The sequence below is a fragment of the Pyxidicoccus fallax genome (assembly GCF_012933655.1).
Lineage (GTDB): Bacteria > Myxococcota > Myxococcia > Myxococcales > Myxococcaceae > Myxococcus > Myxococcus fallax.
The window spans coordinates 1-24,062 of record NZ_JABBJJ010000196.1; the positions used below are offsets into that span (position 1 = coordinate 1).

The following is a 24,062-nucleotide window of genomic DNA, read 5'->3' on the forward strand; positions in this document are numbered from 1 at the left end:
CAGCCGCCACCCTGGCCGCCAGCGCGACGGCGGCGGCCGCGCCCCCGAGCTATTCGTGCGGCAGCAGCAAGAACCTCACGTTCGGCCCCTACATCCCTCCGGACATGAGCCAGGTCTTCAGTCAGACCGACGCGAACTGCTTTGCCTGGAGGCAATTCATCGCGCTCAACTGGCCGGCCTCGAACCTGGACGGAGGCAGCCCCGACGCCGGCTTCGGCACGGCGGGTGACCTGAGCCCGGTCCAATGGCAGACGTACATGAGCACGGCGCTGCTGTTCCCACCCGACGGCGGGATGCCGCCTCCCTGGGGAACCCAGCCCGAGATTTCCGCGGACTGTCTGGCCGAGGCGAACGTCACCGCCGCGCAGGCGAAGCGGCTGCTTCCGCTGATGCAGTCCTCGAAGTTCACCGAGCAGTTCAGTGGGAACAGCCAGAACCAGGCCTTCCCGTTCAGTGGCCCCTCGTGGCTGGGCGCCCAGAATGGCACCAACGTCTGGTACGACGTGCGCGTCAGCCAACCCGAGTACGACTACGTCGTGGACGCGGGGCTCTACAACGCGAACAACCAGGTGGCGATGGTGGACGGAGGGGCGGGCAGCCCCCTCCTCCTGCCCGCGGGCTCGTTCAGCACGAATGTCGGCTCCATCGAATTGAAGAGCGCCTGGATGGAGGCGCCCGATGCGCGAGACGCGAAGTGGAACAGCTACAAGCTGGCGCCCGCGGTGGTCGCGGACCCGGAGACCCAGAAGTGCCGGGTGACCACGGTGGCCCTGGTGGGCCTGCACATCATCCACAAGACGGCGGGCCAGCCCGGCTTCGTGTGGACGACCTTCGAGCACGTGAACAACGCGCCTGACGAAGGCACGGACGCGGGGACGACGAACTGGAACTTCTACAGCGCGCAGTGCCAGCCGAAGCGCGTCCAGCTCGCGGCCCACTGCTCCACGGATGGCGGCGCCACCGAGGTCACCGTGGGCTGCACGCCGAACGTGCCACCGCCCTACTACATCGGGGGAGGCTGTCCGGAGCCGCTCCCCATCCAGGTGACGCGCCTGACGCCCATCGACGCCACGGCCCAGTCCGTGAACCAGGTCATGCAGCAGCAAATCGGGCAGGCCTACCCGGGCTCGGTCTGGGGGAGCTACATGCTGGTGAATACGCTCTGGTCCACGAATCCCAGCCCGGACCCGACCCGGCCCGTGAAGAAGCCACTGCCGTTCAGCGGGGCGGCGCCTTCCGCCAACACCCCCATCGCGAACACGACGATGGAGACCTATCTCCAGGTCAAAGGCCCCGACTCGAAGAATCCGCAGCAGGTGAGCAACTGCATCGCCTGCCACGAGAACGCCTCCATCGCGGGCGGCTCCGGCTGGGCGTCCGACTTCAGCTTCATCTTCGGACTGGCGAGCGCCCCACCCTCCCCCGCGACGAAGAAGAAGACCCCCTCGCTGAGAGCGACGCCCGTGGATACGCGGCCACGGATGCGGAACATCCTCCACTGAGCCTCTGGTTCCCCTGGGGCATGATGCGGTCATGCCGAAGAAGCCCCTCACGTCCAGGCAACTCGACAGCGTCCTCCAAGCCCCCGAGCGCCGCTCGCAGGCCGGGTTGCGGAACGTCATCACCTCCCTGCCGGAAGACGTGGACCCCGTTCCGGCGGCTCGGGCCGCGCTGTGCCTCATCCGCGCGGACCACGTCCACCCCATGCGCATCTTCGCGCGGGCGTGCAAGACGTTGCCCGTGCCCGTCATCCGCGCGCTCCTGGACCTGCTGGAGACCGACCGGCGGCCCCATTCGTTCTTCCTGCGCGAGTACGTCCCACGCGACGGGAAGAAGCGCGAGGTCTCCACCGCATGGGCCTCGGCCATGCAGGCGTTGCTCGACCTGGAGTCGCCCTACGGCTGGGCCACCCCGCGCAGGAAGGCGAAGCTCCGGGGACTTGCCGGCAACCCGCGCACCCTCCAGGCCATCCAGACCGCGGCCGTGGCGTGCGAGCAGGTGTCGATGGACATGCTGGCCGTGCTCGTCACCGATGCCTCGGAGGCCTCGCTCGATGCGCTCATCCCGCATGTCGAGCGCGCCGTGAAGCGGCGGGACCAGACGCTGGACCGGCTCCAGGAGCTGCGGACCCACGCGCGCGCCACGCCGGTGATGGACGACTTCTTCCAGCGCATCCAGGCCCAGCTCGATGCGCGTCAGGCCGCGTCCCCCGCGCTCCAGTTCGCCCGGGAGCTGGGCTTCGGGGAGCTCGACACCTTCGAACTCACCATCGAGCTGGAGTCCTCCACTCGCGCGGGCGCGAAGGCCTACTGGTACTGGGCCTGGCTGCACGTCAGCAGCGACTCGGACCAATGGTTCACCATCGCCGCCGCCGAGAAGGAGCGCGGCAACCTCCTCCACAACGTGGACCTCAACTTCAACAACAAGCTCATCCACCGAGACCACCTCGGGCTGGGGACGTGCGAGCCAGCCGGGTTCCCCGCCTGGATTGCGCGGGCCGCGAAGAAGTTCCGGGTCCAGTGGAACCATGACGGGGCGCAAATCAAGACGAGCGTGCGTGGGAACAAGGGCCGCGAATTGCTCGCACGGTGGCTGCGCGGCTAGGCCTTGCTGTCAACGCGAGCGTCAAGTCCCGGCCCCCGAGAACGATACCGCCCCCGAAGCGTGCGCCCCACCCTTCCACGGGCCCGCGAGGCGTTCAGGGGGGAGCGGTCATGGCGAGGAAGAACGTCAAGGACGCGTTCTGGGTGGGGGCACTGCTGTCCGTCTCACTCATGGCGAGTGGCTGCTCACGAGGCGCGTCCCCGAACACTGGCGGCACGCAAGGGAGCAGCGGCACGAGCACCCGCGTGAGCACGGCACACGGCACCGGCACGGGCGGCTCGAGCAGGCAGGGCGGAAGCATGAGCGCATCGGGGGCTGACCCTCACCGGGGCGCTGGCAATGGCTCCAGCCTCGGAGGCAGCCGCATGGGTGGCAACTCATACTCGGGTGGCAGCTCGCTCACGGGTGGCGGCAGCATGAGCGGTGGCACCCGCTGAGTCGGGCCCGGCCGCTCTTCACGACGGCCGTTTCCAAGCACCGGGAGGAATGGGTACAAGTCGCGTCAGGCGTGGACGTGGATTCCCGCCAGGACGTGCTCATGCCCGCTCGCCTCACCCGCCAGGAAGTCGAAACCGCCCTCCGGACGCCGTACCACGACCGGGCACCGCGCGTGGTGGACGTCCTCAAGAACCTGCCAGAGGACGTGGACCCTGCCCTCGCGGCCGGGGCCGCGGTGGGCCTCATCGGGCAGGGCTACCACCCGGCCTGGCTCTTCGCGAAGACCTGCCGGCGACTGCCCGTGCCCGTCATCCACGCCGTCATGGAGCGGCTGGAAGCCGACCGCCGGCCCCACTCCTTCATCGTGCGTGAGTACGTCCGCCGCGACGCGGGCGAGGACGTGCTCGTCACCGACTGGGACGAGGCGATGCAGGTGCTGCTCGACCTGCAGACGACGTACGCCTGGGGCTCGAAGCAGAAGAAGGCGAAGTTCCAGGCGCTGGCGGGAAGGCCGCGCGTCCTCCAGGCGCTGCAGGCGGCCGCTGTGGCGTGCGAGCAGGTGTCGCTGGACCTGCTCGCCGTGTTGGCCGTGGACGCGTCGGAGGCGTCGCTCGACGCGCTCATCCCCCACGTCGAGCGGGCGGTGACCCAACAGAACTGGGAGCTGGACCGGCTCCAGGACCTGCGGACGCACGCGCGCTCCACGCCGGTGATGGACGACCTGTTCTCGCGCATGGAGGCGCTGCTCACCGCGCGGCGGGCCCGCTCACCCGCGCTCGCCCTCGCGCAGGAATTGGGCTTCGGTGAGCCCGAGGCCTTCTGGTTCCGGGCCCACTTCTCGTGCGCCGTTTCCGACGGAGTGCCCGCCTACCGGTACCAGGGGCACATCTCCGTCGACAGCCGCGCGGCGACGTGGTTCTCCATCTCCCTTTCCGACACCGGACCGAGGGACATCCTTCAATCGCAAAGCACGTCCTTCAACAGCGAGAAGGTGAACCGCGACGACCTGGGGCTGGGCACGTGCCAGCCCGCCGCGTTCGCCACCTGGCTCGCCGCCGCGGCCGAGCGGTTCCGCATCCGGTGGAACTTCGACGGGATGAGCCTGACCACGAGCCTGCGCGGGAAGAAGCGCGACCAGTTGGAGCGCTGGCTGCGCGGCGGGAGCTGAGCCGCGCCTTGGGAGCGCTTCAGCCCCGCGCGTGGGCCAACAGCTTGTCGAGCAGCGGCTTCAGCAATTCCTGTCCACGCAGCGCGGAGCGCCACCGCTCCGGAATCTCCTGCACCCCGTACATGAGCCCGGCGATGCCGCCGGCCACCGCCGCCGTGGTGTCCGTGTCGCGCCCCAGCCGCACCGCGGCCTTCACCACGCCCTCGTAGTCGCGGCCCGTCGCCACGCATTGCCGTGCCGAGCGCAGACAGTCCACCACGTACCCCGAGCCCGTCCCCGGCGGCTCCTCCGCGTCCGGCCGCGCGACGTTCGTGTCCAGCTCGGTGCGTGCCTCGAAGCCCTCCGGGTACAGCACACGGAACGTGGCCAGCGCGTCCGCCCACGGGTCCGCCGCGCCGTCCAGGACGCGCCGGGCCCACAGGCAATACACCGCGCAGCACACCTGCGAGCGCATGTGCCCGTGCGTCACCCGCGACTGCGCCATCGCGTCCGAGGCCAGCTTCGCGTCGTCGCCCCGGTGCCAGAGCACCAGCGGCAGCACGCGCATCAACGCGCCGTTGCCGTTGTCCCGCTCGCTCTTCGGTCCCGCCATCAGCGCGGGCGCTCCGGAGCGGAGGGACGCCAGGGCCTTGCGCGTCTGGATGCCCACGTCGAACACCTCGCCGTCCACCGCGAGGTAGCCCCACTCCAGCCAGTTCACCAGCCGGCGCCCGAGGTCCTCCAGGTCCAACTGGCCGTTGTAGAGCAGCGAGTCCAGCAGGCACAGCGCATGGGAGCCGTCGTCGGACCAGGTGCCCGGCGGAACACCGCCATGCGAGCGGTCGAAGCCCGCGGGAGGCTGGAAGTCGATGGCCTCGGGCGCGGGAATCTCGCCCGGGTCGTGGAACTCGTACGGCACGCCGAGCGCATCGCCAATCAGCAGCCCGTACAGCCCACCGGTGATGCGTTCCTCGCGCGTCGGCATGCGTCGACTCCTCCCCTGCCCTCTCGCGAGGGCGGGGAGTGAGCCTACGCCGCCTCAGCTCCGGGAGATACGGAACCCGGTCACCAGGCCCGTGCCGTCGTAGTCGATGATGAAGTACTCGTAGGAGGGGCCAAAGGGAGACGTGCCCAGCGCGTACACCTCGCTGGTGCCTCGCCGCTGGTCGGGCTCGCCGAGGAGCTTCTGCACCTCCTCGCGGCTCATGCCGTTGCGGAGGTGCTTCTCCTTCAACTCCACCACCATGCCGATGCGCGGATTGTTGCGCGCGGTGCTGCCCCGCTGCGCCTTCCACTGCTCCGCGTCGAAGCCGCTCTTCTGTGACGTGGACACGAGATACCCTCCCAGACCCGCGAGCAGGACCAACGCGACGCCGAGCCACAGCCCGCGTCGCGTCCGTCCCATCCTACGCGTGTCCGTCCCGCCCTGGCTCATCTATCCGATGCTAGCGGGCGCTCGCGCTGCCGTCCGGCACGTCCTGGCCGCCATTGCCCGGCGTGCCATCCGTCAGGCCGTGCTGGCCGTACGCCACGCGGTCGCTCCACTGCAGCTGCCCGCTCGAGTCCAGCACCACCGTCTTCCCGTCCGTCACCGCCTGCTGCACCAGCGTGGCCAGCTCCTCGGGGGAAGCGTTGGGGTTGTCGATGGCAATCTGCCGGCCGACCTCGTTGTTGTAGAGGTCCATCGCCTCGCGGGTGGCGGGGTTGCCCGGCAGGGCCTCGTGCGCGGTGGCGAACTGCTTCGTCCAGTCGGCGCCGAACTCGCGCGTCATCAGCGCGTTCCAGTACGCGTGGCGGAAGGCGTCGCGGTGGCCGTCGTTGCCCACCCACTCACCCCGCCGGTCCTCCGGGATGTTGCCGGGGACGCTGCCGGGCGTGGGGTACAGCCGGTCGGCCTCCGCGAAGGCCTTCTCCTTGATGTCGTTGAGCTTCTTCAGGCCGTAGAGGCCCTGGGACACCGAGAGCTGGTCCAGCATCTTGGCCTCGGTCTTGGTGACCTCGGCCTCCGGGGCGAACGGGATGGGGATGAAGCCCAGGCCCTTCGGGCTCCACTTCGTCGTCTCGTCGTCCTTGACCTGGTAGTCGCGCTGAATCTGGCCGAGGTCGGGACGGGACGCCGTGGGCGCCGGCGTCGCGGGGTTGGCTCCCCGCGCGGGGCCGGCCTGGAAGGAGCTGGTGCCGTCCCAGCCCGGCACGCGCGTCTGCGCCTGCCCGGACTGGCCCGTGCTCGCGGCCTGCGGCGCCGGAGCCGGCTTCGCGATGTCCTTCACGGCGTTGCTCACGCGCTGAAGGATCTTGGTGACCGAATCACCGCCGCGGACGTTCATGGACATGGAATCCCCCGTTGGGAAAAGAGCCTTGTCCCATTATCGATGGATGCCGGTCCGGGTTGCTTCGGATGTCCCGCGTTTCACAGGCCGTGTGGGGCCATGAGCCCGGGGCGCCCATCGAGGCCCCGGGCCCGTGAAGCTCACTTCACGCCGCGCTCGGCCGCTTCCAGCGTGTTGCGGATGAGCATGGCGATGGTCATCGGCCCCACGCCGCCCGGCACCGGGGTGATGTACCCGGCGCGCTCGGAGGCCTTGGCGAACTCCACGTCGCCCACGAGCTTGCCGTCCGGCTTGCGGTTCATGCCCACGTCGATGACGACCGCGCCGGGCTTGATCCACTCGCCCTTCACCAGCTCCGCCACGCCCACCGCCACCACGACGATGTCCGCGTCCTGCACCTCGCGGCGCACGTCACTCTTGCTGTGGGCGATGGTCACCGTGGCGTTCTTCTGGAGCAGCATCAGCGCCATCGGCTTGCCGACGATGTTGCTGCGGCCCACCACCACCGCGCGCTTGCCGGCGGGGTCGCAGCCAATCTCCTCCAGCAGCCGCATGATGCCGTAGGGCGTGCACGCCCGCGTCGCCGGCCGCCCCAAGAGCAGGTTGCCCGCGTTGAGCGGATGGAAGCCGTCCGCGTCCTTCTCCGGCTTCACCGCGGAGATGATGGCGTCCGCGTCGATGTGCTTCGGCAACGGCAGCTGCACCAGGATGCCGTGCACCGCCGGGTCATCGTTGAGCTTGCGCACCACCTCCAGCAGCGCTTCCTGGGTGATGCTCGCGTCGTGGTGGTGCTCCCAGGAGTTGAAGCCCACCTCCTCGGCGGCCTTCTTCTTTCCGGTGACGTACACCTTCGACGCGGGGTCCTCGCCCACGCGCACCACGGCGAGCCCCGGGACGAGGCCGCGCTCCTTCTTGAGCCGCTCGACCTCCGCCTTCACCTCCGCCCGCACCCGTGCCGCCACTGCCTTGCCATCAATCAACTGGGCCATAACGCGGCGCACTCTATGCGAAACTCCCCGCCAGGAAGGGAGCGAAACCTCGGACATGGGCGCCGGAAAAGTTCTCGGGGCGATTGTCGGGCTGGGGGTGGGGCTGCTCATCGGCCACCCGCTCGCCATCATCCTCCTCGCCGCGGCCGGAGGGTTCGCCGGTCATCACTTCTTCGACGAGCAGCACGCCGCCTTCACGGACCCGGAAGTGCTCGCCGACTTCGGCCCGCCCCTCCCCCGCTCCTTCGACGAGCACCCCGGCGACCCGGAGGCGCCACAGCCCTCCCGCCGGGAAGAGCCGTACGAGGAGCTCGCTCGCGACATCTGCGCCCTCTTCATCGAGGTGGCCCATGCCGACGGAGACGTCCGCCGCGAGGAGGTGCGCGAGGTGCGCAACTACTTCGAGAGCGTCCTCGGCTACGGCCCCGAGTCCCTCCGGGTCGTCCGGGGACACCTGAAGGAATTCCTCGCCCGCCCGCCCGACCTGGACGCCGCCGCGCGCGCCTGCGGAGAGCAGCTCCCCTCCGCCGAGCGCTACCGGCTGCTCGACACCCTGTTCGAGCTGGCGCTCGTGGACGGAGACCTCCAGCGCTCCGAGCGGGAGGCCCTCCGGCGCGCGGCCCGGGGCCTGGGCATCTCCGAGGAGGACGAGCAGGCCATCGCCGTCCAGCACCTGGGCGAGGCGGATGACCACTACGCCGTGCTCGGCCTCACCCCGGATGCCACCGACGCCGACGTGAAGAAGGCCTTCCGCCGGCTCGCCGCCGAGTACCATCCCGACAAGGTCTCCCATCTGGGACGTCAGGCCGCCGAGCAGGCCGCCCGTCGTTTCCAGGAAGTGCGGGACGCCTACGAGGAGATACGGCGCCTGCGAGGACTGTAGCGCCGGGTTACATCCAGGAAACGCCCACGACGAGGATACTCCCCGCCATGAGCAAGCAGCGCAGCGGCCCCCCGAAGAAGAAGGAAGAAGCCTTCCACAACAACCCCTTCAAGTCCGCCATCAAGGCCATCCAGGACCAGGAGAAGAAGGAAGCCCAGGAGAAGGCCGCCGCCGCCGAGGCTGCCGCCACCGCGAAGCGCAAGGCGGCCGCCCCGCCTCCGCCGTCCAAGGCGAAGAAGGCCGCCCAGATGAGCGAGGCGGACGAGGCCACCCTCTTCTACTCCGCCATGGACGGGGTGCAGCAGATCACCAACCGCGGCGAGGCCCCCGCGCCCAACCCGCGCCTGCCCGCCATCATCGATGAGAACGCCGAGGCGCTCGCGCAGCTGTCCGAGCTCGTCGCCGGCCAGGGCGACTTCGACTTCTCCGGTGGCGACGAGTACATCGAGGGCGCCAGCCCCGGCATCGACCGGAACCTCCTGCGCGCCCTGCGCCGCGGCGACTTCTCCGTCCAGGCCCGGCTGGATCTGCACGGAATGACACAGGCCCAGGCCCGCGACGCCGTGGAGCGTTTCCTGTCGGACAGCCGTCGCGCGAAGCAGCGGTGCGTCCTCATCGTCCACGGCCGTGGCTTGAACTCAAAGGATCAGATTCCGGTGCTCAAGGACGGGCTCAAGTCGTGGCTGTCACAGAAGCGCATCGGGAACATGGTGCTGGCGTTCGCCACCGCACGTCCGCAGGACGGAGGAGCGGGAGCCGTGTACGTGCTGCTCCGGCGGTAACCTTTACGCGCGCCCGGCACTGTGCATACATGCCGCCATGGCACGCGATCTGATCGACCTGCACATCCACGTGGGTGGCGCCGTGGCGCCCCACATCCTCTGGTCCATCGCCCACCAGCAGGGCTTCAAGCTCCCGGTCAAGAACTACTTCGACTTCGTGGAGCTCATCACCTCCCGCCCCGGCAAGGTCGGGAGCCTCGACGACTACCTGAAGATTCTGCACACCTGGACGGAGAAGATTCAGTCCTCGCCCAGCGCGATTGAGCGCTCCGTCTACGAGGTCATCGGCAAGGAGTACCGCGGCAGCCGGGTGACGCAGATGGAGCTGCGCTTCAACCCCATGAAGCGCAACCTCAACTCCGAGCTGGACCTGGACCACATCATCCACGCCGCGCTGCGCGGCATGGACCGCGCGGTGCTGGAGTACGGCGTGAAGATGGGCCTCATCTTCTGCCTCGCGCGTGAGTTCGACCACAAGCTCAACAGCATCATCGTGGACAAGGCCATCAAGTACCGCAGCCGCGGCGTGTACGGCATCGACCTGGCCGGCACGGAGACCAACGCCATGGAGCTCAAGGCGGAGCGCGTGGCCGAGTACGAGGACCTCTTCGCGCGCGCCCGCAAGGCCGGCCTCAAGTGCACCGTGCACACCGGCGAGACGCGCGGCACCGGCGCCGAGGGCGTCATGTCCGTGGTGGAGAAGCTCAAGCCGCACCGCATCGGCCACGGCATCCGCGCCGCCTACGACGAGCACGCCATGAAGGTGCTCCGGGAGAACGACATCGTCCTGGAGCTGTGCCCCACGTCCAACCTCCACACCAAGGCGGTGGAGGGCGTGGAGGAGCTGCGCCACATCATCCGCACCCTCTGGGACCGCAAGGTGAAGTTCACCATCAACACCGACGGCCCCTACCTGCTCGAAACGGACATGCGCCGGGAAATCGAAATCATCGAGCAGAACGGCATCCTCACGCCGGAGCAGGTGGACCAGACGCTCGCCTGGGCCCGCCAGGCCTCCTTCATCCCCGCGTAAGGCCACGTGCACATGTACGGACTCACCCGCTCGCTCCTCTTCCGACTCGACGCGGAGCGCGCGCACCGGCTCGGCATCGCCGGGCTCCGCCAGCTGGGGCACTCGCGTGACTTGTGCGAGTCCCTGCGGGAGAACGCGCTCGAGGGCGTCACCCCGGGCATGGCCGTGGAGGTGGCCGGCCTGCGCTTCGCCCACCCGGTGGCGCTGGCCGCGGGCCTGGACAAGGACGCCGAGGCCGTGGACGGCCTCTTCGCCTGCGGCTTCTCCGCGGTGGAGATTGGCACCCTCACGCCCCGGCCCCAGCCCGGCAACCCGACGCCGCGCCTGTTCCGCCTCCCGGAGCACCGCGCCGTCATCAACCGCATGGGCTTCAACAACCACGGCGCCCAGGAGGCCGCCACGCGGCTGCGCGCGCGCACGTGGAAGCCCGGCCCGCTGGGCGTCAACATCGGCAAGAACAAGGACACGCCGCTGGAGAAGGCGGTGGACGACTACGTGGCCTGCGTGGACGCGCTTGCGCCGCTGGGCGACTACGTGGTGGTCAACGCCTCGTCGCCCAACACGCCCGGCCTGCGCAAGCTGCAGGAGCCCGAGCAGCTCACCCTCCTCCTGCGCGCCGTGCAGGAGCGGCTGGCCTCGGTGGCCCCGGGCAAGCCGCTGTTCCTGAAGATTGCCCCGGACCTCACCCCGGAGGCCGTGGACGAAGTCGTGGACGTGGCGCGCGCGTGCGGCCTCGCGGGCCTCATCGCCACCAACACCACCATCGCCCGCCCCTTCGAGCACCCGCTGGCGAAGGAGGCCGGCGGCCTGTCCGGAGCGCCCGTGCGCGAGCCGGCCAACGCCGTCATCCGCCGCGCGTACCTGCGCAGCGGCGGCGCCCTGCCCCTCATCGGCGTGGGCGGCGTCTTCACCGCCCAGGACGTCTACGAGAAGCTGCGCGCCGGCGCCTCCGTGGTGCAGGTCTACACGGGCTTCATCTACGAGGGCCCCGGCATGGTGGGACGCATCCTCCCCGCCCTGGCCGCCCTGCTCGCCCGGGACGGGTACACCCGCGTCCAGGACGCCATTGGCGCCGAGCACCGCGCACCCGTGCCTCCGTCAGCCTCTGGGGTGGGTGCCCCCAAGCACCTGTAGGGCCCCGGCCGCTCTCGTGGGGGCCAGGGGGCCCACCGGCTCCGGGGGCACCACTTCGTACGACAAAAAAATGAGCGCTCGCCGGCGCCTTGGAGTTTCACCGGCGAGCGCCCCGGGCCCAGTGCTTGACGGGCCTCGAAAGCTATTCGTTGCAACGTCCCCTGACGGGTCGGAATTCCACCCTCAGTCGTGCTCAGGAGATACTCACGACCCGACGGAGTGCCAACACCCGTCGCCCTCGAAAGTTTGGACGGCCACCGCCCGGGTTTTGTTCCCGACTACTTCTGGCCTTCCCCAACCACCCCGATTACCACGCTATTCCCGTCTACTCGATCTCCCCGCGCCATACCATCCCCATTGAAAGGACGATCAGGAAGGTTGTCCGTCGCAACGTTTCCTACGGGGAAACCGTCCGGTCATTGCGCCAACCGGACGGCAGTATGCATGCCCCTCTGACATGCCCTCAGGTGCCGGAGCCCCGGGCCACCCGCTGGTACAGGGCGTCGTGCTGGCGGACCAGCTTCTCCAGCGACAGCTCCCGAGCCACGAACTCCCGCGCGGCCCGCCCCATGGCTCTCGCTTTCTCGGGATTCGAGAGCATCTGGGTAAAGGCCTGGGCGAGCTGGGCGGGCTGCTCGGGTCTCACGATGAGGCCGCGCTCGCCGTCGCGGATGAGGTCGGGATTGCCGCCCACCCGGGTCACCACCATGGGCAGGCCCGCGGCCATGCCCTCCATGACGGCGTTGGACATGCCCTCGGCGTTGGAGCAGAGCACGCCGAAGGTGGCGCGCTTGTAGATGGCGGGCACGTCCGTGCGGTGGCGGAGGAAGTGGACGGTGTCTGCCACGCCCAGCTCCCCGGCCAGCTTCTCCAGCTCCGGCCGGCGCGGGCCGTCACCCACGAGGTAGGCGTGCAGCCGCGTGCCGCCGTGGCGCAGCATGGCCAGCGCGAGCAGCAGGTCCTCCTGCCGCTTCACGGGGTGGTTCATGTTGGCCACGTGCACCACCACCGGCGCGCCGTTCGTGTCCGGCAGCGGGCCCTTGAGGCCCTCGCGGACGCGGGCGTCGAAGCGCTGCAGGTCCAGGCCGTTGTGGATGACGGACACGCGCGTGGCGGGCAGGCCCTCTTCCTCCACCAGCATGCGGCGGATGGCCTCCGCGTTGGCGATGACGTGGTCCGCCATGCGCGTGAGCTGGGCGTGCACCGCGCGCCGCGCCCGGCCCTGCCAGTGGGACAAGTCCAGCCGCCCGACGATGACCTTGGCCCCGGCCAGCTTCGCCGCGGGCACGGCGATGAGCGTGGAGTAGAAGTCGTGCACGTGCACCAACTCCACGCGGTGCGCGCGCAGCCAGCGCGCCATCCGGTACACCTGGTACAGCGTGTTGGGCTGCGCCACGGAGCCCTTGAGGGGGAACGCCTCCGGCGCGTGGCCCAGCTTCCAGAGCGAGCCCATCAGGGGCCCGGCGTCCTCCAGCACGGAGACCTGGAGCCGGTAGCTGGGGGGCAGGCCCCGCAGCAGCTCCAGCACCTGCACCTCCGTGCCACCAATGTGGAACGACCGGGTGAATTGAACCAGGCGGAGGGGCTCCCGCCCCATCCGCACCTCCTCACGCCGCATGTCCGGACCCCTCCCACGTCGCCACCGCCGGCTCCGTCGGAGCCGGGACCTTCTGGATACCCACCGAGGACGCCACCGCCGACGCGTGGGCAATCCGCTGCGCCGCCGCCGCCAGGCCGAAGAGCACGTAGCAGTGCGCGGAGAGGATGTAGCCGGAGAACAAGTCACAGATGAGGTAGCCCACCATGGACGCCGAGAGCGCCCGTGCCAGCCAGCCCATCTCCTTGTCCCTCGACGCCTCGAAGGCGCCGCCCGCCGCTCCTCCCGCGAACACCAGGAAGAAGGCGAGCCCCACCCAGCCCAGCTCGCCAATCACGTCCAGGAAGATGTTGTGCGCCACGTACGCGCGGCGCGCCTCGGGCGGCGCGTACACGGGCCACGCGTAGCGGAAGCCGCCCGCGCCCACGCCCAGGAGCGGCTTGTCCAGGCTCATGCGGCTGGCCACCTGCCACGCGTACACGCGGCCCATGGCGGACTCGTCCTCGTGGAACGAGGTCACCGTCTCGTTGCGCTGCCAGAAGCTCTGGGGCGCGAACACCAGCAGGCCCAGCACGAAGACCGTGCCCAGCACCACCGCCTGGATGCGGCGCTTCTCGCGGATGGCCCACAGCCCCATCGCCACCGACAGGCCGATGAAGCCACCGCGCGAGTGCGACAGGACGATGGCCGTCACCGCCAGCCCCGCCGCGGCGAGGCACGCCAGCCGCCACACCCACGGGCTGCCCTTGCGCGCCAGGAAGGCCACCGCCAGCGGCACCACCAGCCCCAGGTTCATGGCCATGTGGTTCGGGTCCGCGTACACGCCCACCCAGCGCGCGCGGAAGCCCTCCACCAGGTCCACACCCGTGTTGTACCAGTCGATGACGCCGATGGACGTCACCACCGAGGCCAGCACCATGGCCCCGCACACCACCGCCAGCCTGCGCGCCGTGGTGATGACGTTGACGATGGTGAGGTAGATGGCGGTGAGCTTCAGAAGCTCGATGCCCGTGTACTGCGTCACCTCCGGGTTCACCGACCAGGAGACGGACGCCACCGCCAGCGTCGAGAACCCGATGAGCGCCATGCCTCGCGCGCCATCCACGTACATCGGCTCCGCGCGGCCCAGCCGGCGCATCACCATCAACCCCGCCGCCAGCCCCGACGTCACCAGCGCCAGTCGCGCTGACTCGAGCGCCGGAATCCACTCACCCGGCACCGCGTACATCACCGCCGCGAACGCGGTCAGCGCATAGAAGGCCCACAAGTCACGGCGCTGCCCCTGCTCGCCCGGCACCATTCCCTCCACCTCCGGCAGTTGCCTCGCGCACAATCACGCGTGCCCTGCCGGTAGCAGAGGACATGCCAGCCGCCCCTCCGGGCAAAGCCCTGGATCTTCTCGGATTGGGAGACGCCCCCGTGGCGCGGGGGGCCTCCGGACTGAAAAAACGACGGCCCTGGGGGGCGCCGCCGCAAAACCTACGGCACCGGATGGCTCTCCATGGGGAGCACGGCGGAGGCGATGGCGTCCAGCCGGCCCTCCTGGAGCCACGCGGTGCCCAGCTCGTCCCGGAGCCGCTCCAGCGTCAGCCCCAACACGCGGCGCAGCTCGTCGCGGGCCTCGGGCGGCACCGCGCCCTCCAGCCCGGCCACGGCCCGCTCGGCGGCGGTGGCCCGCAGGCGCGGCGCGTCCGGGGGGCCCTCGAAGAGGCGCTGGCCCAGCTCCACCACGCGCCCCAGCGGCACCGGCCGCGCGTCCGCCCGGCCCTCCAGCACCGCCATGGCCACCACCGCGGCCAGCAGGCGCTCCAGGCCCAGCGTCTCCAGCGGCACGCCGAAGCGGGCCAGCGCCTGGCGTGTGGACTCGGCGGTGCCGCCCAGCACACCGCGGAACACCTTCACCTGCGCCTCCGCGCGGTCCAGCAGCGCCTCGCTGGCGGCCACCTCGCGCAGCGAGCGGAACGGCACCGGCTCCGCGCCCTCCACCCGCAGGGCCCGACGCGGGCGCTTGCGGCGCAGCGCCTCGATGGCGGCGGCCTCCTCCGGCAGCACCATCAGCACGCCCTCCATCATGGCCCCGGGCGCGCGCACCAGCCGGTCCGCGCGGAACTTGAGCTGGAGCGTCAGCGTGAAGCCCACCTGGAAGATGCGCCGCAGCGGCGTCTCCTGGAGCACGTCCGTGGCGCGCCCCGGGTCCGAGCCCGTCAGGTGCTCCAGCCCCAGCGACAGGTAGTCGCGCACCGTCTCCGCCGCCCGGCGCGCGGCGTCCAAATCCCCCGGGTCCGCCAGGTCCGCCACCAGCGCGGCGTTGGCCACGTCCCGCAGCTCGTCCTCGGCGTTCTCCCGCTCCAGCATCGTCAGGCCGCGGAAGGCCGCCTCCAGGTAGTCCACGTGCCCACCGGTGGCGGTGAGCGCGGGGCCCGGCCCCGGTCCAGCGGGCCGGGGCGGAAGGTCCACGCGGCTGAAGAGGGACGCCGCCTCCTCCAGCGAGGGGAAGCCCAGGTCGGCCAGCCGCGCGCGGCGGAACTGGTAGGCCGTCTCCTCCATCTCGCTGGGAATCTCCCAGCGCACGGCCTCCAGCAGCCGCACCGCCTCGAAGGGGTTCTCCGCGATGAGGTCGTTGAGGAGCGAGCGCACCGCGGCCATCTCCACGCCCTCGACCTTGATTTCGACGAGGTAGCGCCCCTCGGGCGTCTCCATCGTCACGCCGGGCGGGTTGACGTCCGGGTTCTCCTCCAAATCGTGCACCACGGTGAACTCGCGCAGGAGGTACTCCAGCACCTCCAGGTCCACCGCGTGCAGCTTGCGGAGGAACTCCTCCGTGTCTTCGATGCCGCCGCGCGCCGCGCGCAGCCAGGTGAGCACCGAGTGCGGATCAATCTTGTCGCGCTGCCAGCCACCCAGGTCCACGAAGGCACGGAACTGCCCGGGCGACGCGAGCTGCACCAGCTCCGTCGCGTCCGCCAGCCCGATTTCCTGGATGGTGACGTAGAGGTCCTCCGGGGGCAGCGAGCGCACCAGCGCCCGCGCCTCGGGGACCTCCAACAGGGCGTCCGCCCGCTGCCGCGGGGACAGACGCATCAACCGCTGACGCAGCTCGCGCGGGGCGAGCTGCGCATCCCTGCCATTTCCCTTGCCGTTCTCGGACACGGCGGCGTGCCTACCACAGCGCCCCTGCCGGGAGGAGCACAACGCCACCCCGAGCGGCGACTACCGGATGGAGCGTCAGACGCGGGTGGACTTCCCGAACGTCCCCAGGAGCGCGCCCCAGACCTCGTCCACGCCAATCCGCTCCGTCGAGGAGAACGGAAGAATCACCTCCAGGGGCAGGTCCATGGCCTTGGACAGCTCCACGAGGCGCGGCTTGCGGCGGGCCTTGTTGAGCCGGTCGATCTTCGTGGCCACCACGAGGATGCGGCGGTTGTGCGCCTGGAGGTAGTCCAGCGTGGACAGGTCGTCCGGCGTGGGGCCCACCTCGGCGTCGATGATGCTGACGACGGCCTCCAGGCGGTGCCGCTTCTCCAGGTAGGTGGTGATCATCTCCTCCCACTGGGCCTTGTCCGCCTTGCTGGCCTTGGCGAAGCCGTAGCCGGGCAAGTCACACAGGCGCACCGTGTGGCGCTGGCCGTTGCGCTCCAGGTCCACGTCGAAGAAGTTGAGGGTGCGGGTGCGTCCGGGGGTGTTCGACACGCGCACCAGCTTCTTGCGGTTGGTGAGCGCGTTGATCATGGAGGACTTGCCCACGTTGGAGCGGCCGACGAAGGCCACCTCCGCGGAGTGGTCCGTGGGGTAGCCCTTGGGCTCCACGGCGGTGACGACGAAGCGGGCGTCGAGGATCTTGATCACGCGGCTAGGCTATTTCTTGGCGCTGGCGGGGGGCGGCGCCTGCGTGGAGGTGGTGGAGCCCTCGGCGCGGGCCGCGCGGCGGGCGCGCTCGGCGGACCAGTGGTCGATGGCCTTGAGCGACTCCTTGAAGTCGAACGGCCGCAGGGAGGGCGAGGAGGCGTCGTGACAGGTGCGGCACTGCTTCTCCGACGGGTCCACCAGCCCCACCAGCCGGGACAGCTCCGAGTCCTTCATCACGTACTCGGGGGAGTAGTACTGGCCGCCGCCGTGGCACGTCTCGCAGGTGACGCTGGCGGTGGCCTGGGCGGCCTGGTCCGGCGAGTGGCAGGACAGGCACCGGCCGTCCTTCTGCTGCTGCTCGGAGAGCGAGTTCTCGGCCCGGGCGTGCTTGGACTGCATCCACGCCTCGTAGGCCTCGGGGTGGCAGCCCTTGCAGCTATCCGGACCGACGAAGTCGGCGGCCGCCGCCGCGCCGCCGAGGGCCAGCAGGAGGACGGAGAGGACCCTGACGCCAGGAGAACGCATGGCGTGTCGGACTAGCAGACCCCCCCGGACGGGGCAAGGCGTCTCGTGATTGAATGCCAGCCAGCGGTAACCGTTGAAAGACCGTGGTTTTCTTGAGCCCTGCCTGCCCGATCCGTTAGGGAGGAGTCGTCATGCGGACCCTGACCATGCTCGCCGTGCTCGCCTTCGCGCTCCCCGCCGCCGCCAAGCCGTGGCAGGGAGTCGAGCCGGGCGTCTCCAAGAAGGAGGAAGTCGTCAAGAAGTTCGGCGAGCCCTCGCGCACCGTTCCCCAGGACGGCAAGGAGGTCCTCGTCTACCTGGGCAAGGAGGCCATCAAGGGCACCACCCAGGCCCAGTTCCGGGTGGATCCGGGCTCGCAGACGGTGGAGCAGATCAACGTCTTCCCGGGGCCGGTCATCGACAAGGAGACCATCGAGAACAGCTACGGCCCGGCCTGCCCGTCCGGCCCGGTGCCCGCCAGCCCCTGCTACCTGCGCAAGCTGACGGACGACTTCCGCACCTACTTCCTCTACCCCAAGCTGGGGCTGGCCGTCTTCCTCAACGAGGACGGCAAGACGGTGCAGTCGTTCACGTTCACCACGCAGAAGGCCGCGAAGTAGGCACAGAGGACCTTTCGTGCACGTCTACGGGCTGACGGGCGGCATCGCCTCCGGCAAGAGCACGGTGACGCGGATGTTGCGCGAGCTGGGCGCCCATGTGCTGGACGCGGATGTGCTCGCCCGCGAGGTGGTGGAGCCCGGAACGCCGGGGCTGGCCGCCGTGGCCGAGCGCTTCCCCGGCGTGGTGGGCGCCGACGGCCGGCTGGACCGGGTGAAGCTGGGGGCCCGTGTCTTCTCGGACGCGAACGAGCGCGCCGCGCTCAACGCCATCGTCCACCCGCTGGTGCGCGACGCCTTCGCCCAGAAGGTCCAGGCGCTGGAGGCCCAGGGCGTCGACCGCGTCATCTACGACGTGCCCCTGCTCATCGAGAGCGGCATGCACGGCTGGATGGAGGGCGTGGTGGTGGCGTGGGTGCCCCGGGACGTGCAGAAGGCCCGGCTGATGGCGCGGGACGGGCTGGACGCGGCGGGGGCGGAGGCCCGGCTGGCCGCCCAGCTTCCGCTGGACGAGAAGCGGGCCCACGCCACCTGGGTCATCGACAACAGCGGTGACCTGGCGGCCACACGGGCCCAGGTGGAGTCGGTGTGGCGCGCCATGCTCGCGCGCGGCTGACGGGCGGGTATGCTGCGCGTCGTATGAGCGAGACGCGCAAGAAGGGTGGCGGCGCCGGGACGTACTTCATCACCGGCTACCCGGGGTTCATCGGCAAGCGGCTGGTGGAGCACATCGCGCGGGAGGACCCGAAGGGGCACATCTACGCGCTGGTGCAGCCCAAGCACCTCAAGGAGGCGCAGAAGCACGCGGCGAAGGTGAAGGGCGCCCCCGTGGAGCTGCTCACCGGCGACGTGGTGGACATGCACCTGGGCCTGTCCGGCGAGGAGTACCAGCGCCTGTGCGAGCGGGTGACGGACATCTTCCACCTCGCCGCGGTGGCCCAGCTGAGCCTGCCCAAGGAGACGGCGTGGCGGGTGAACGTGGACGGCGCCCGCAACATGCTGGAGCTGGCGCGCGACTGCTCGCGCCTGGCGCGCTTCAACCACTTCTCCACCTGCTACGTGTCCGGTGACCGGGTGGGCGTCATCGCCGAGGACGAGCTGGACCGGGGCCAGGCCTTCCGCAACTCCTACGAGGAGACGAAGTTCCAGGCGGAGCGGCTGGTGCAGCGCGCCGGGGCCACCCTGCCCATCACCGTGTTCCGGCCCTCCAGCGTGGTGGGCGACTCGCGCACGGGGGAAATCGACAAGTTCGAGGGCCCCTACTACCTGGGCATCCTGCTGGTGACGTCGCCGCTGGTGGTGCCGCTGCCCCTGCCGGGCAACGGCGTGGCGCCGCTCAACGTGGTGCCGGTGGACTACGTGGTGGAGGCGGTGTGGCACCTGTCGAAGGACGCGCGCGCCGCGGGGCGCACCTTCCACCTGGTGGACCCCAACCCCATGAGCGCCCGCCGCGTGTACGAGCTCATCGCGGAGAAGGCCAACAAGAAGCTGCCGCGCTTCAACCTCTCCGCGCGCGCCGCGGACGTCATGCTGCGGCTGCCCGTGCTGGAGAAGCTGGCCCGGCCCCAGCGCGCGGCCATCAGCTACGTGAATCACCTGGCCATCTACAACTGCCACAACACGCTGGAGCTGCTGGACGGCACGGGCGTGCGGTGCCCTCCCCTCTCCGCCTACCTGGACCAGCTCGTGGGGTACGTGCGCGAGCAGTACCGCAAGCGCCGCGAGGGCTCGGAGGTGGACGACCCGCTTGACCAGGGAGCGCCCCCGGACGAGCGTGAGGAGCGCGACGCCACCGCCCGGTAACGGGCGCGCTGGCCGGCGGTGCGTGGTAGATCGCTGGGAATGTCACGCACCTTCCAGCCAGGCGAGACCTTCACGCACGTCCGCGAGTGCGACCGGTACCGGCCGATCTACTACGCGGGTGCTTCCGGGGACTTCAACCCCATCCACATCGACCCGGAGGTCGGCAAGACGGCTGGCCTCGGGGGCGTCATCCTCCAGGGGCTGTGCACCCTGGGCTGGGCCGTGGAGGCGGTCGCCGTCTTCGTGGGCGACCCCGGCCGCATCCGGCGCGTGAGGGTGCGCTTCTCGAAGCCCGTGCGGCCCGAGGACACCATCACCTTCGAGGGCAAGGTCACCTCCGTGCAGGACGGGGTGCTCACGGCGGAAGTGTCCGCCACCAACCAGCGCGGCGAGGACGTCCTCAAGGGCGCCGTCGTCGAAGCCTCCATCGGATAGGGACACCATGGCCCTCGACAAGCGCTTCATCGGCCGTGAGTACGGCCCCTACTCGTACACCGTTGGCGCGGAGAAGCTGCGCGAGTTCGCGCTCGCGGTGGGCGGCGCGCGCCCTGGCGCTGGCACTCCGGGCGAGCCGCCCCCGCACGTCAGCCCCCTGCTCTACGACGCGCAGGCGGCGAAGGCCGGCCCGTACGGAGACCTCATCGCCTTCCCCAGCTTCGCCGTCGTCTTCGCCGTGCGCCCTTTCAGCGCCGCCATCGCGGACCCGGAGCTGGCGGTGAACATGCTGATGCTCGTGCACGGTGAGCAGGAGCTGGAGTTCCTCGACGTCATGCGCCCCGGCGACGTGATGACGACGACGGGCCGCATCGAGAACATCTTCGACAAGGCCCGCATGTCCTTCCTCGTCGTCTCCAGCGAGTCGCGCAACCAGCACGGCAAGACGGTGGTGAAGGGCACGTGGACGGCGGTCATCCGGGGCTGAGGCTTCAGCCCACCGTGATGACGCCCTCGTCCAGGAGCTGCGCGAGGATGCGCGCGGTATCCAGCCGCGTCATCCCCGACAGGGCGAAGAGGTCCTCGTAGGTCACCGCGCCGTCGATCTGCGCCAGCACGAAGCCGGCCCGGTGGTCCAGGTTCAGCCAGATGATGTCGTCCGGCTGCAGGCGCACCCGGGGTATCCGCCCCAGGTCGCCCAGCTTGGACTCCAGCATCGCCATCAGCATCTGCTCGCTGCGCTGCCGCAGCGCTTCCACGCGCGCGTCCCCGGGAGCCAGCTCCTGCGCCTTGAACAGCAGGTCCACCGCCCCCGAGTGGTCATCCAGCTCCAGCAGGTCCTCGGCCCCGCGCAACAGCAGGTCCAGCTCGCTGTCCCCCGTGGGCACGCCGTACTCCTGCGTGTCACCGCCGGACGACGGGACGCCGAACTCCTGCGTATCTCCCTCGGGGAAGCTGAACACCTCCGGCTCCGGCGCGTCCTCTTCCCGCGCGAGCAGCGCCAGCGCGTCCACCCGGCCGTTGTTGCCACCCTCCACCGGCAGGTACACCGGCGCGGGCGTCTTCCGGGAGTCGGCCTCCTCCAGTCCGCCCTTCCCTTCCGCCCATGCGCCCCAGTCTCCCTCCAGCGCGGGAGCCACCGGCGTCATCCGCCCGAGCACCTGCGCGGGAGGCGGCACCACGAAGGGCGCGCCGTTCCCACCCGAGGCCGCGCCGCCCTCCAGGTACTGGCGGGCCCGCGCGTTGCCGGGGTCCAGCTCCAGCGCGCGCTCGAACAGGCGCTGCGCGCCCACGTGGTCGCCGCTCATCCGCAGCCACAGTCCCGCCTCGACGAGCTGGTTGGCGCGCTCGGAGCTCATCTATCGCCTCGCCCCGCTCTGGGCGGAGCCTCGGAGTTGGGTGAGACAGCCCGACAACAGCTCGCAGGCCCGGGTGAGCGCCGCCACGTCCTCCGCGTCGCGCACCCGCCGCGCGTGCTCCAGCGCCTGCTCGGCCCGGGGCATCGCGTCCGCCGCCAGCCCGCCGCCTCCCGGCAACAGCCGCGCCCGCGTGAGCGCGTCCACCACGTCACGCGCCAGCGAGTCCAGCTCCACGCGCTTTGTCTTCAGCTCCTCGGACAGGCGCGCGGCCAGGAGGTACTCGCGCTGCTCTTCGATGATGCGCTTGAGCTCTTCCTCCGTCAGGCCGCTGGACGCGGTGACGGTGATGGACTGGCGCAGCCCCGTCCCCCGGTCCTTCGCGGACACGGAGACGATGCCCTCGGCGTTGATGTCGAACGTCACTTCGATTTCCACCTGCCCGCGCGGCGCCTCGCGCAGGCCGGTGAGGGCGAACTCGCCGAGCAGCTCGTTCGCCTGCGCCATCTCGTGCTCGCCCTGGAGCACCATGATCTTCACCGTGCGCTGGAAGTCCTTCGACGTGGCGAAGACCTCCGTGGCGGACGTGGGCACCGTGGTGTTCTTCGGGATGACGCGGCGCACGTAGCCGCCGGCAATCGCCACGCCCAGGCTCTGTGGCGTGACGTCCAGCAGCAGCAATTCACTGTCCTGCCCCGCCAGCGCGTGGGCCTGGATGGCGGCGCCCAGCGCCACCACCTCCTCCGGGTGCACGCCCTTGCAGGGCTCCCGGCGGAAGTAGCCGCGCACGGCCTCGACAATCTTCGGCATGCGCGTCATGCCGCCGACGAGGATGACCTCCTTCAGCTCCGAGGGACGCACGCCCGCCTCGCCCAGCACCTCGGTGGTGATGCCCACCACGCGCTCGGCCAGGTCCGACGTCAGGTCCTCCAGCTTGTCGCGGGTGAGCGTGGCCTGCAGGTGCAGCGCCGCGCCGCCGCCGGGAGGCGTGCAGATGAAGGGCAGGTTGACGTGCGACTCGCGCACGCTGGACAGCTCCACCTTGGCCTTCTCCGCGGCGTCCTTGAGCCGCTGCAGCGCCATGCGGTCCTTGCGCAAGTCGAGCCCGTGCTCCTTGGCGAAGCCGAACACCAGCCACTCGATGATGCGGTTGTCCCAGTCCTCACCGCCCAGGTACGTGTCGCCGCCGGTGGCCACCACGTCGAAGACGCCCTGGCTGATTTCCAGCACCGACACGTCGAACGTGCCGCCGCCCAAATCCAGCACCGCCACGCGCCCGTTCACCGTGCGCCCGAAGCCGTAGGCCAGCGCCGCCGCCGTGGGCTCGTTGATGATGCGCAGCACCTCCAGCCCGGCGATGCGCCCCGCGTCCTTGGTGGCCTGCCGCTGGGCGTCGTTGAAGTACGCCGGCACGGTGACGACCGCCTTGGTGACGGGCCTGCCGAAGTGCGCCTCCGCGTCCGCCTTCAGCTCCTGCAGAATCATGGCGCTGATTTCGGGGACGGACAGGTCCCTGCCGCCCATGCGGATGCGCAAGTCATCATGCTGCCCCGCCACCACCGCGTAGGGCAGCGAGCGCAGCGCGTCCTGCACCTCGTGGGACGAGAACTTCCGGCCGATGAGCCGCTTGGCGGCGTACACCGTCTCCTGCGGGTTGGTGATGGCCTGGCGCTTGGCGATGCTGCCCACCAGCCGCTTGGCGTTCTTCGACACCGCCACCACCGACGGCGTGAGCGCCACGCCGGTGCGGTTCTTGATGACGACGGGCTGGCCGTCCTGGACGGTGGCGACGATGCTGTTCGTCGTCCCCAGGTCGATTCCAATGAGAGGTTCGGACTCAGCCATGGGGAACCGTGCGCATCCTAGAGCCTAGAACGTCCAGCGCAGCTTCTTGAGCGCCGCCTTCGCCTCGGCGTTTTCCGGATCCAACTTCGCCGCCTCCTCGAAAGCCCGCTTGGCGAGCTTCTTCGATCCGGCGTCCATGAGCACCTTTCCGAGCAGCACATGGTGCTCCACGCGCTGGGGTTGCAGGTCCGCGGCGCGCTGCGCCAGGGCGCGGACCTCTCCCACCTCCTGCGCGAGCTGGTAGCCCAGGCGCGCCGCCCGGTACGCCGCTTCGCCGCTGCGCTCGTCCAGGGAGGCGGCCAGCCGGTACGCCGCGTGGGCGCCGCTGGCGTCTCCGTGCTTCTCCAGCTCGCGGCCGCGCTCCAGCTCCTTGAGGGCCCGCTGCTCGTCGTGCTTGCGGCGCGCCTCCACGAGCAGCACCGCCACCTCGCGGTTCTTCGGGTCCAGGGTCTGCACCTGGTGGAAGTCCTGGTACGCCCGCTCCCACTCGCCCCGGGCGATGGCCGCCTTGCCCCGGGCAATCAGCTCCGTCAGCTTCCCGGTGCGCGCCAGGTACGGGTGCCGCGCGAGGCGGGCCTGCCGCTCGGCGCGGCGGGCCTCGGACTCCGCGTCGTTCACCGGTGGAGGGGGCGCGGGCGGCGCGCTCGAAGGCCGCGGCGGCAGTGGAGGACCGAAGGGCCGGCGCGGCGGGGGCCCCATGGGCCGGGGCGGCGCGGCCAC

Annotated in this window: 23 protein-coding genes and 1 pseudogene; 12 read left to right on the top strand and 12 right to left on the bottom strand. The window is 70.4% G+C overall.

The window, feature by feature from the left end; all coding sequences use genetic code 11:
- The 3 genes from HG543_RS32830 to HG543_RS32840 form a co-directional block, all read left to right on the top strand.
- A partial coding sequence (locus tag HG543_RS32830; RefSeq protein ID WP_211194317.1) for a cytochrome c family protein occupies positions 1–1,502 on the top strand: 1,502 nt, incomplete at its 5' end.
- A 31-nt stretch (positions 1,503–1,533) separates the two neighbouring features.
- Complete coding sequence (locus tag HG543_RS32835; protein ID WP_169348869.1) at positions 1,534–2,604, top strand: hypothetical protein; 1,071 nt, start codon at positions 1,534–1,536, stop codon at positions 2,602–2,604.
- Positions 2,605–3,142: 538 nt separating this feature from the next.
- Positions 3,143–4,210 (top strand): hypothetical protein, encoded by a 1,068-nt coding sequence (locus HG543_RS32840; RefSeq protein ID WP_169348870.1) that lies wholly within the window; start codon positions 3,143–3,145, stop codon positions 4,208–4,210.
- 19 nt (positions 4,211–4,229) lie between these two features.
- Here the strand turns inward: HG543_RS32840 and HG543_RS32845 are convergent, their stop codons facing one another.
- The 4 genes from HG543_RS32845 to folD form a co-directional block, all read right to left on the bottom strand.
- Positions 4,230–5,174, bottom strand: a complete 945-nt coding sequence (locus tag HG543_RS32845; RefSeq protein WP_169348871.1) for an ADP-ribosylglycohydrolase family protein — start codon at positions 5,172–5,174, stop codon at positions 4,230–4,232.
- Positions 5,175–5,228: 54 nt separating this feature from the next.
- Positions 5,229–5,522, bottom strand: a complete 294-nt coding sequence (locus HG543_RS32850) for a hypothetical protein (protein WP_169348872.1) — start codon at positions 5,520–5,522, stop codon at positions 5,229–5,231.
- Between the two features lie 112 nt (positions 5,523–5,634).
- Positions 5,635–6,522, bottom strand: a complete 888-nt coding sequence (locus tag HG543_RS32855; RefSeq protein ID WP_169348873.1) for a DUF6973 domain-containing protein — start codon at positions 6,520–6,522, stop codon at positions 5,635–5,637.
- 137 nt (positions 6,523–6,659) lie between these two features.
- A complete protein-coding gene (gene folD, locus HG543_RS32860; RefSeq protein WP_169348890.1) occupies positions 6,660–7,508 on the bottom strand; it encodes a bifunctional methylenetetrahydrofolate dehydrogenase/methenyltetrahydrofolate cyclohydrolase FolD in 849 nt (282 codons plus the stop codon).
- Between the two features lie 55 nt (positions 7,509–7,563).
- Between folD and HG543_RS32865 the strand changes: the two genes are divergently transcribed.
- The 4 genes from HG543_RS32865 to HG543_RS32880 are packed head-to-tail and all read left to right on the top strand — an operon-like array spanning position 7,564 to position 11,340.
- Positions 7,564–8,391 (top strand): TerB family tellurite resistance protein, encoded by an 828-nt coding sequence (locus tag HG543_RS32865; RefSeq protein ID WP_169348874.1) that lies wholly within the window; start codon positions 7,564–7,566, stop codon positions 8,389–8,391.
- 47 nt (positions 8,392–8,438) lie between these two features.
- Positions 8,439–9,173: a Smr/MutS family protein gene (locus HG543_RS32870; RefSeq protein WP_169348875.1), complete on the top strand. Its 735-nt coding sequence runs from the start codon at positions 8,439–8,441 to the stop codon at positions 9,171–9,173.
- Positions 9,174–9,210: 37 nt separating this feature from the next.
- Positions 9,211–10,206, top strand: a complete 996-nt coding sequence (locus HG543_RS32875; RefSeq protein ID WP_169348876.1) for an amidohydrolase family protein — start codon at positions 9,211–9,213, stop codon at positions 10,204–10,206.
- 12 nt (positions 10,207–10,218) lie between these two features.
- Positions 10,219–11,340 carry a quinone-dependent dihydroorotate dehydrogenase gene (locus HG543_RS32880; RefSeq protein ID WP_169348877.1) on the top strand — a complete coding sequence of 374 codons (1,122 nt, stop codon included), beginning with the start codon at positions 10,219–10,221 and terminating at the stop codon, positions 11,338–11,340.
- A gap of 463 nt (positions 11,341–11,803) precedes the next feature.
- On the opposite strand, the gene exoK is transcribed toward HG543_RS32880, so the two are convergent.
- The 5 genes from exoK to HG543_RS32905 form a co-directional block, all read right to left on the bottom strand.
- Positions 11,804–12,958: a spore coat polysaccharide biosynthesis glycosyltransferase ExoK gene (gene exoK, locus HG543_RS32885; protein WP_169348878.1), complete on the bottom strand. Its 1,155-nt coding sequence runs from the start codon at positions 12,956–12,958 to the stop codon at positions 11,804–11,806.
- Complete coding sequence (exoJ, locus tag HG543_RS32890; protein WP_169348879.1) at positions 12,948–14,237, bottom strand: spore coat polysaccharide polymerase ExoJ; 1,290 nt, start codon at positions 14,235–14,237, stop codon at positions 12,948–12,950. The genes exoK and exoJ overlap by 11 nt, the downstream gene beginning before the upstream one ends.
- Positions 14,238–14,416: 179 nt before the next feature.
- Positions 14,417–16,087, bottom strand: coding sequence for a DUF6178 family protein (locus tag HG543_RS32895; RefSeq protein ID WP_171818188.1), 1,671 nt, complete (start codon positions 16,085–16,087; stop codon positions 14,417–14,419).
- A gap of 75 nt (positions 16,088–16,162) precedes the next feature.
- Positions 16,163–16,783, bottom strand: coding sequence for a ribosome biogenesis GTP-binding protein YihA/YsxC (gene yihA / locus HG543_RS32900; protein ID WP_169348881.1), 621 nt, complete (start codon positions 16,781–16,783; stop codon positions 16,163–16,165).
- Between the two features lie 9 nt (positions 16,784–16,792).
- Complete coding sequence (locus HG543_RS32905; protein WP_169348882.1) at positions 16,793–17,308, bottom strand: cytochrome c3 family protein; 516 nt, start codon at positions 17,306–17,308, stop codon at positions 16,793–16,795.
- A 131-nt stretch (positions 17,309–17,439) separates the two neighbouring features.
- Between HG543_RS32905 and HG543_RS32910 the strand changes: the two genes are divergently transcribed.
- Genes HG543_RS32910 through HG543_RS32930 form a run of 5 tightly spaced genes read left to right on the top strand, consistent with a single transcriptional unit; the run spans position 17,440 to position 20,629 of the window.
- Positions 17,440–17,907 (top strand): hypothetical protein, encoded by a 468-nt coding sequence (locus HG543_RS32910; RefSeq protein WP_169348883.1) that lies wholly within the window; start codon positions 17,440–17,442, stop codon positions 17,905–17,907.
- Between the two features lie 16 nt (positions 17,908–17,923).
- Positions 17,924–18,520, top strand: coding sequence for a dephospho-CoA kinase (coaE, locus tag HG543_RS32915; RefSeq protein ID WP_169348884.1), 597 nt, complete (start codon positions 17,924–17,926; stop codon positions 18,518–18,520).
- Positions 18,521–18,543: 23 nt separating this feature from the next.
- Complete coding sequence (locus tag HG543_RS32920) at positions 18,544–19,707, top strand: SDR family oxidoreductase (protein WP_171818189.1); 1,164 nt, start codon at positions 18,544–18,546, stop codon at positions 19,705–19,707.
- A gap of 39 nt (positions 19,708–19,746) precedes the next feature.
- Positions 19,747–20,142, top strand: coding sequence for a MaoC family dehydratase (locus tag HG543_RS32925; protein ID WP_169348886.1), 396 nt, complete (start codon positions 19,747–19,749; stop codon positions 20,140–20,142).
- A gap of 7 nt (positions 20,143–20,149) precedes the next feature.
- Positions 20,150–20,629 carry an FAS1-like dehydratase domain-containing protein gene (locus HG543_RS32930; RefSeq protein ID WP_169348887.1) on the top strand — a complete coding sequence of 160 codons (480 nt, stop codon included), beginning with the start codon at positions 20,150–20,152 and terminating at the stop codon, positions 20,627–20,629.
- Positions 20,630–20,633: 4 nt separating this feature from the next.
- On the opposite strand, the gene HG543_RS32935 is transcribed toward HG543_RS32930, so the two are convergent.
- The 3 genes and pseudogenes from HG543_RS32935 to HG543_RS32945 form a co-directional block, all read right to left on the bottom strand.
- Entirely contained in the window at positions 20,634–21,500 is an 867-nt protein-coding gene (locus HG543_RS32935) for a tetratricopeptide repeat protein (RefSeq protein ID WP_169348888.1), read from the bottom strand.
- Positions 21,501–23,342, bottom strand: coding sequence for a molecular chaperone DnaK (dnaK, locus tag HG543_RS32940; RefSeq protein WP_169348889.1), 1,842 nt, complete (start codon positions 23,340–23,342; stop codon positions 21,501–21,503). It lies immediately after the preceding gene.
- Between the two features lie 24 nt (positions 23,343–23,366).
- Positions 23,367–24,062: pseudogene (locus HG543_RS32945) on the bottom strand (molecular chaperone DnaJ); the annotation flags it as partial.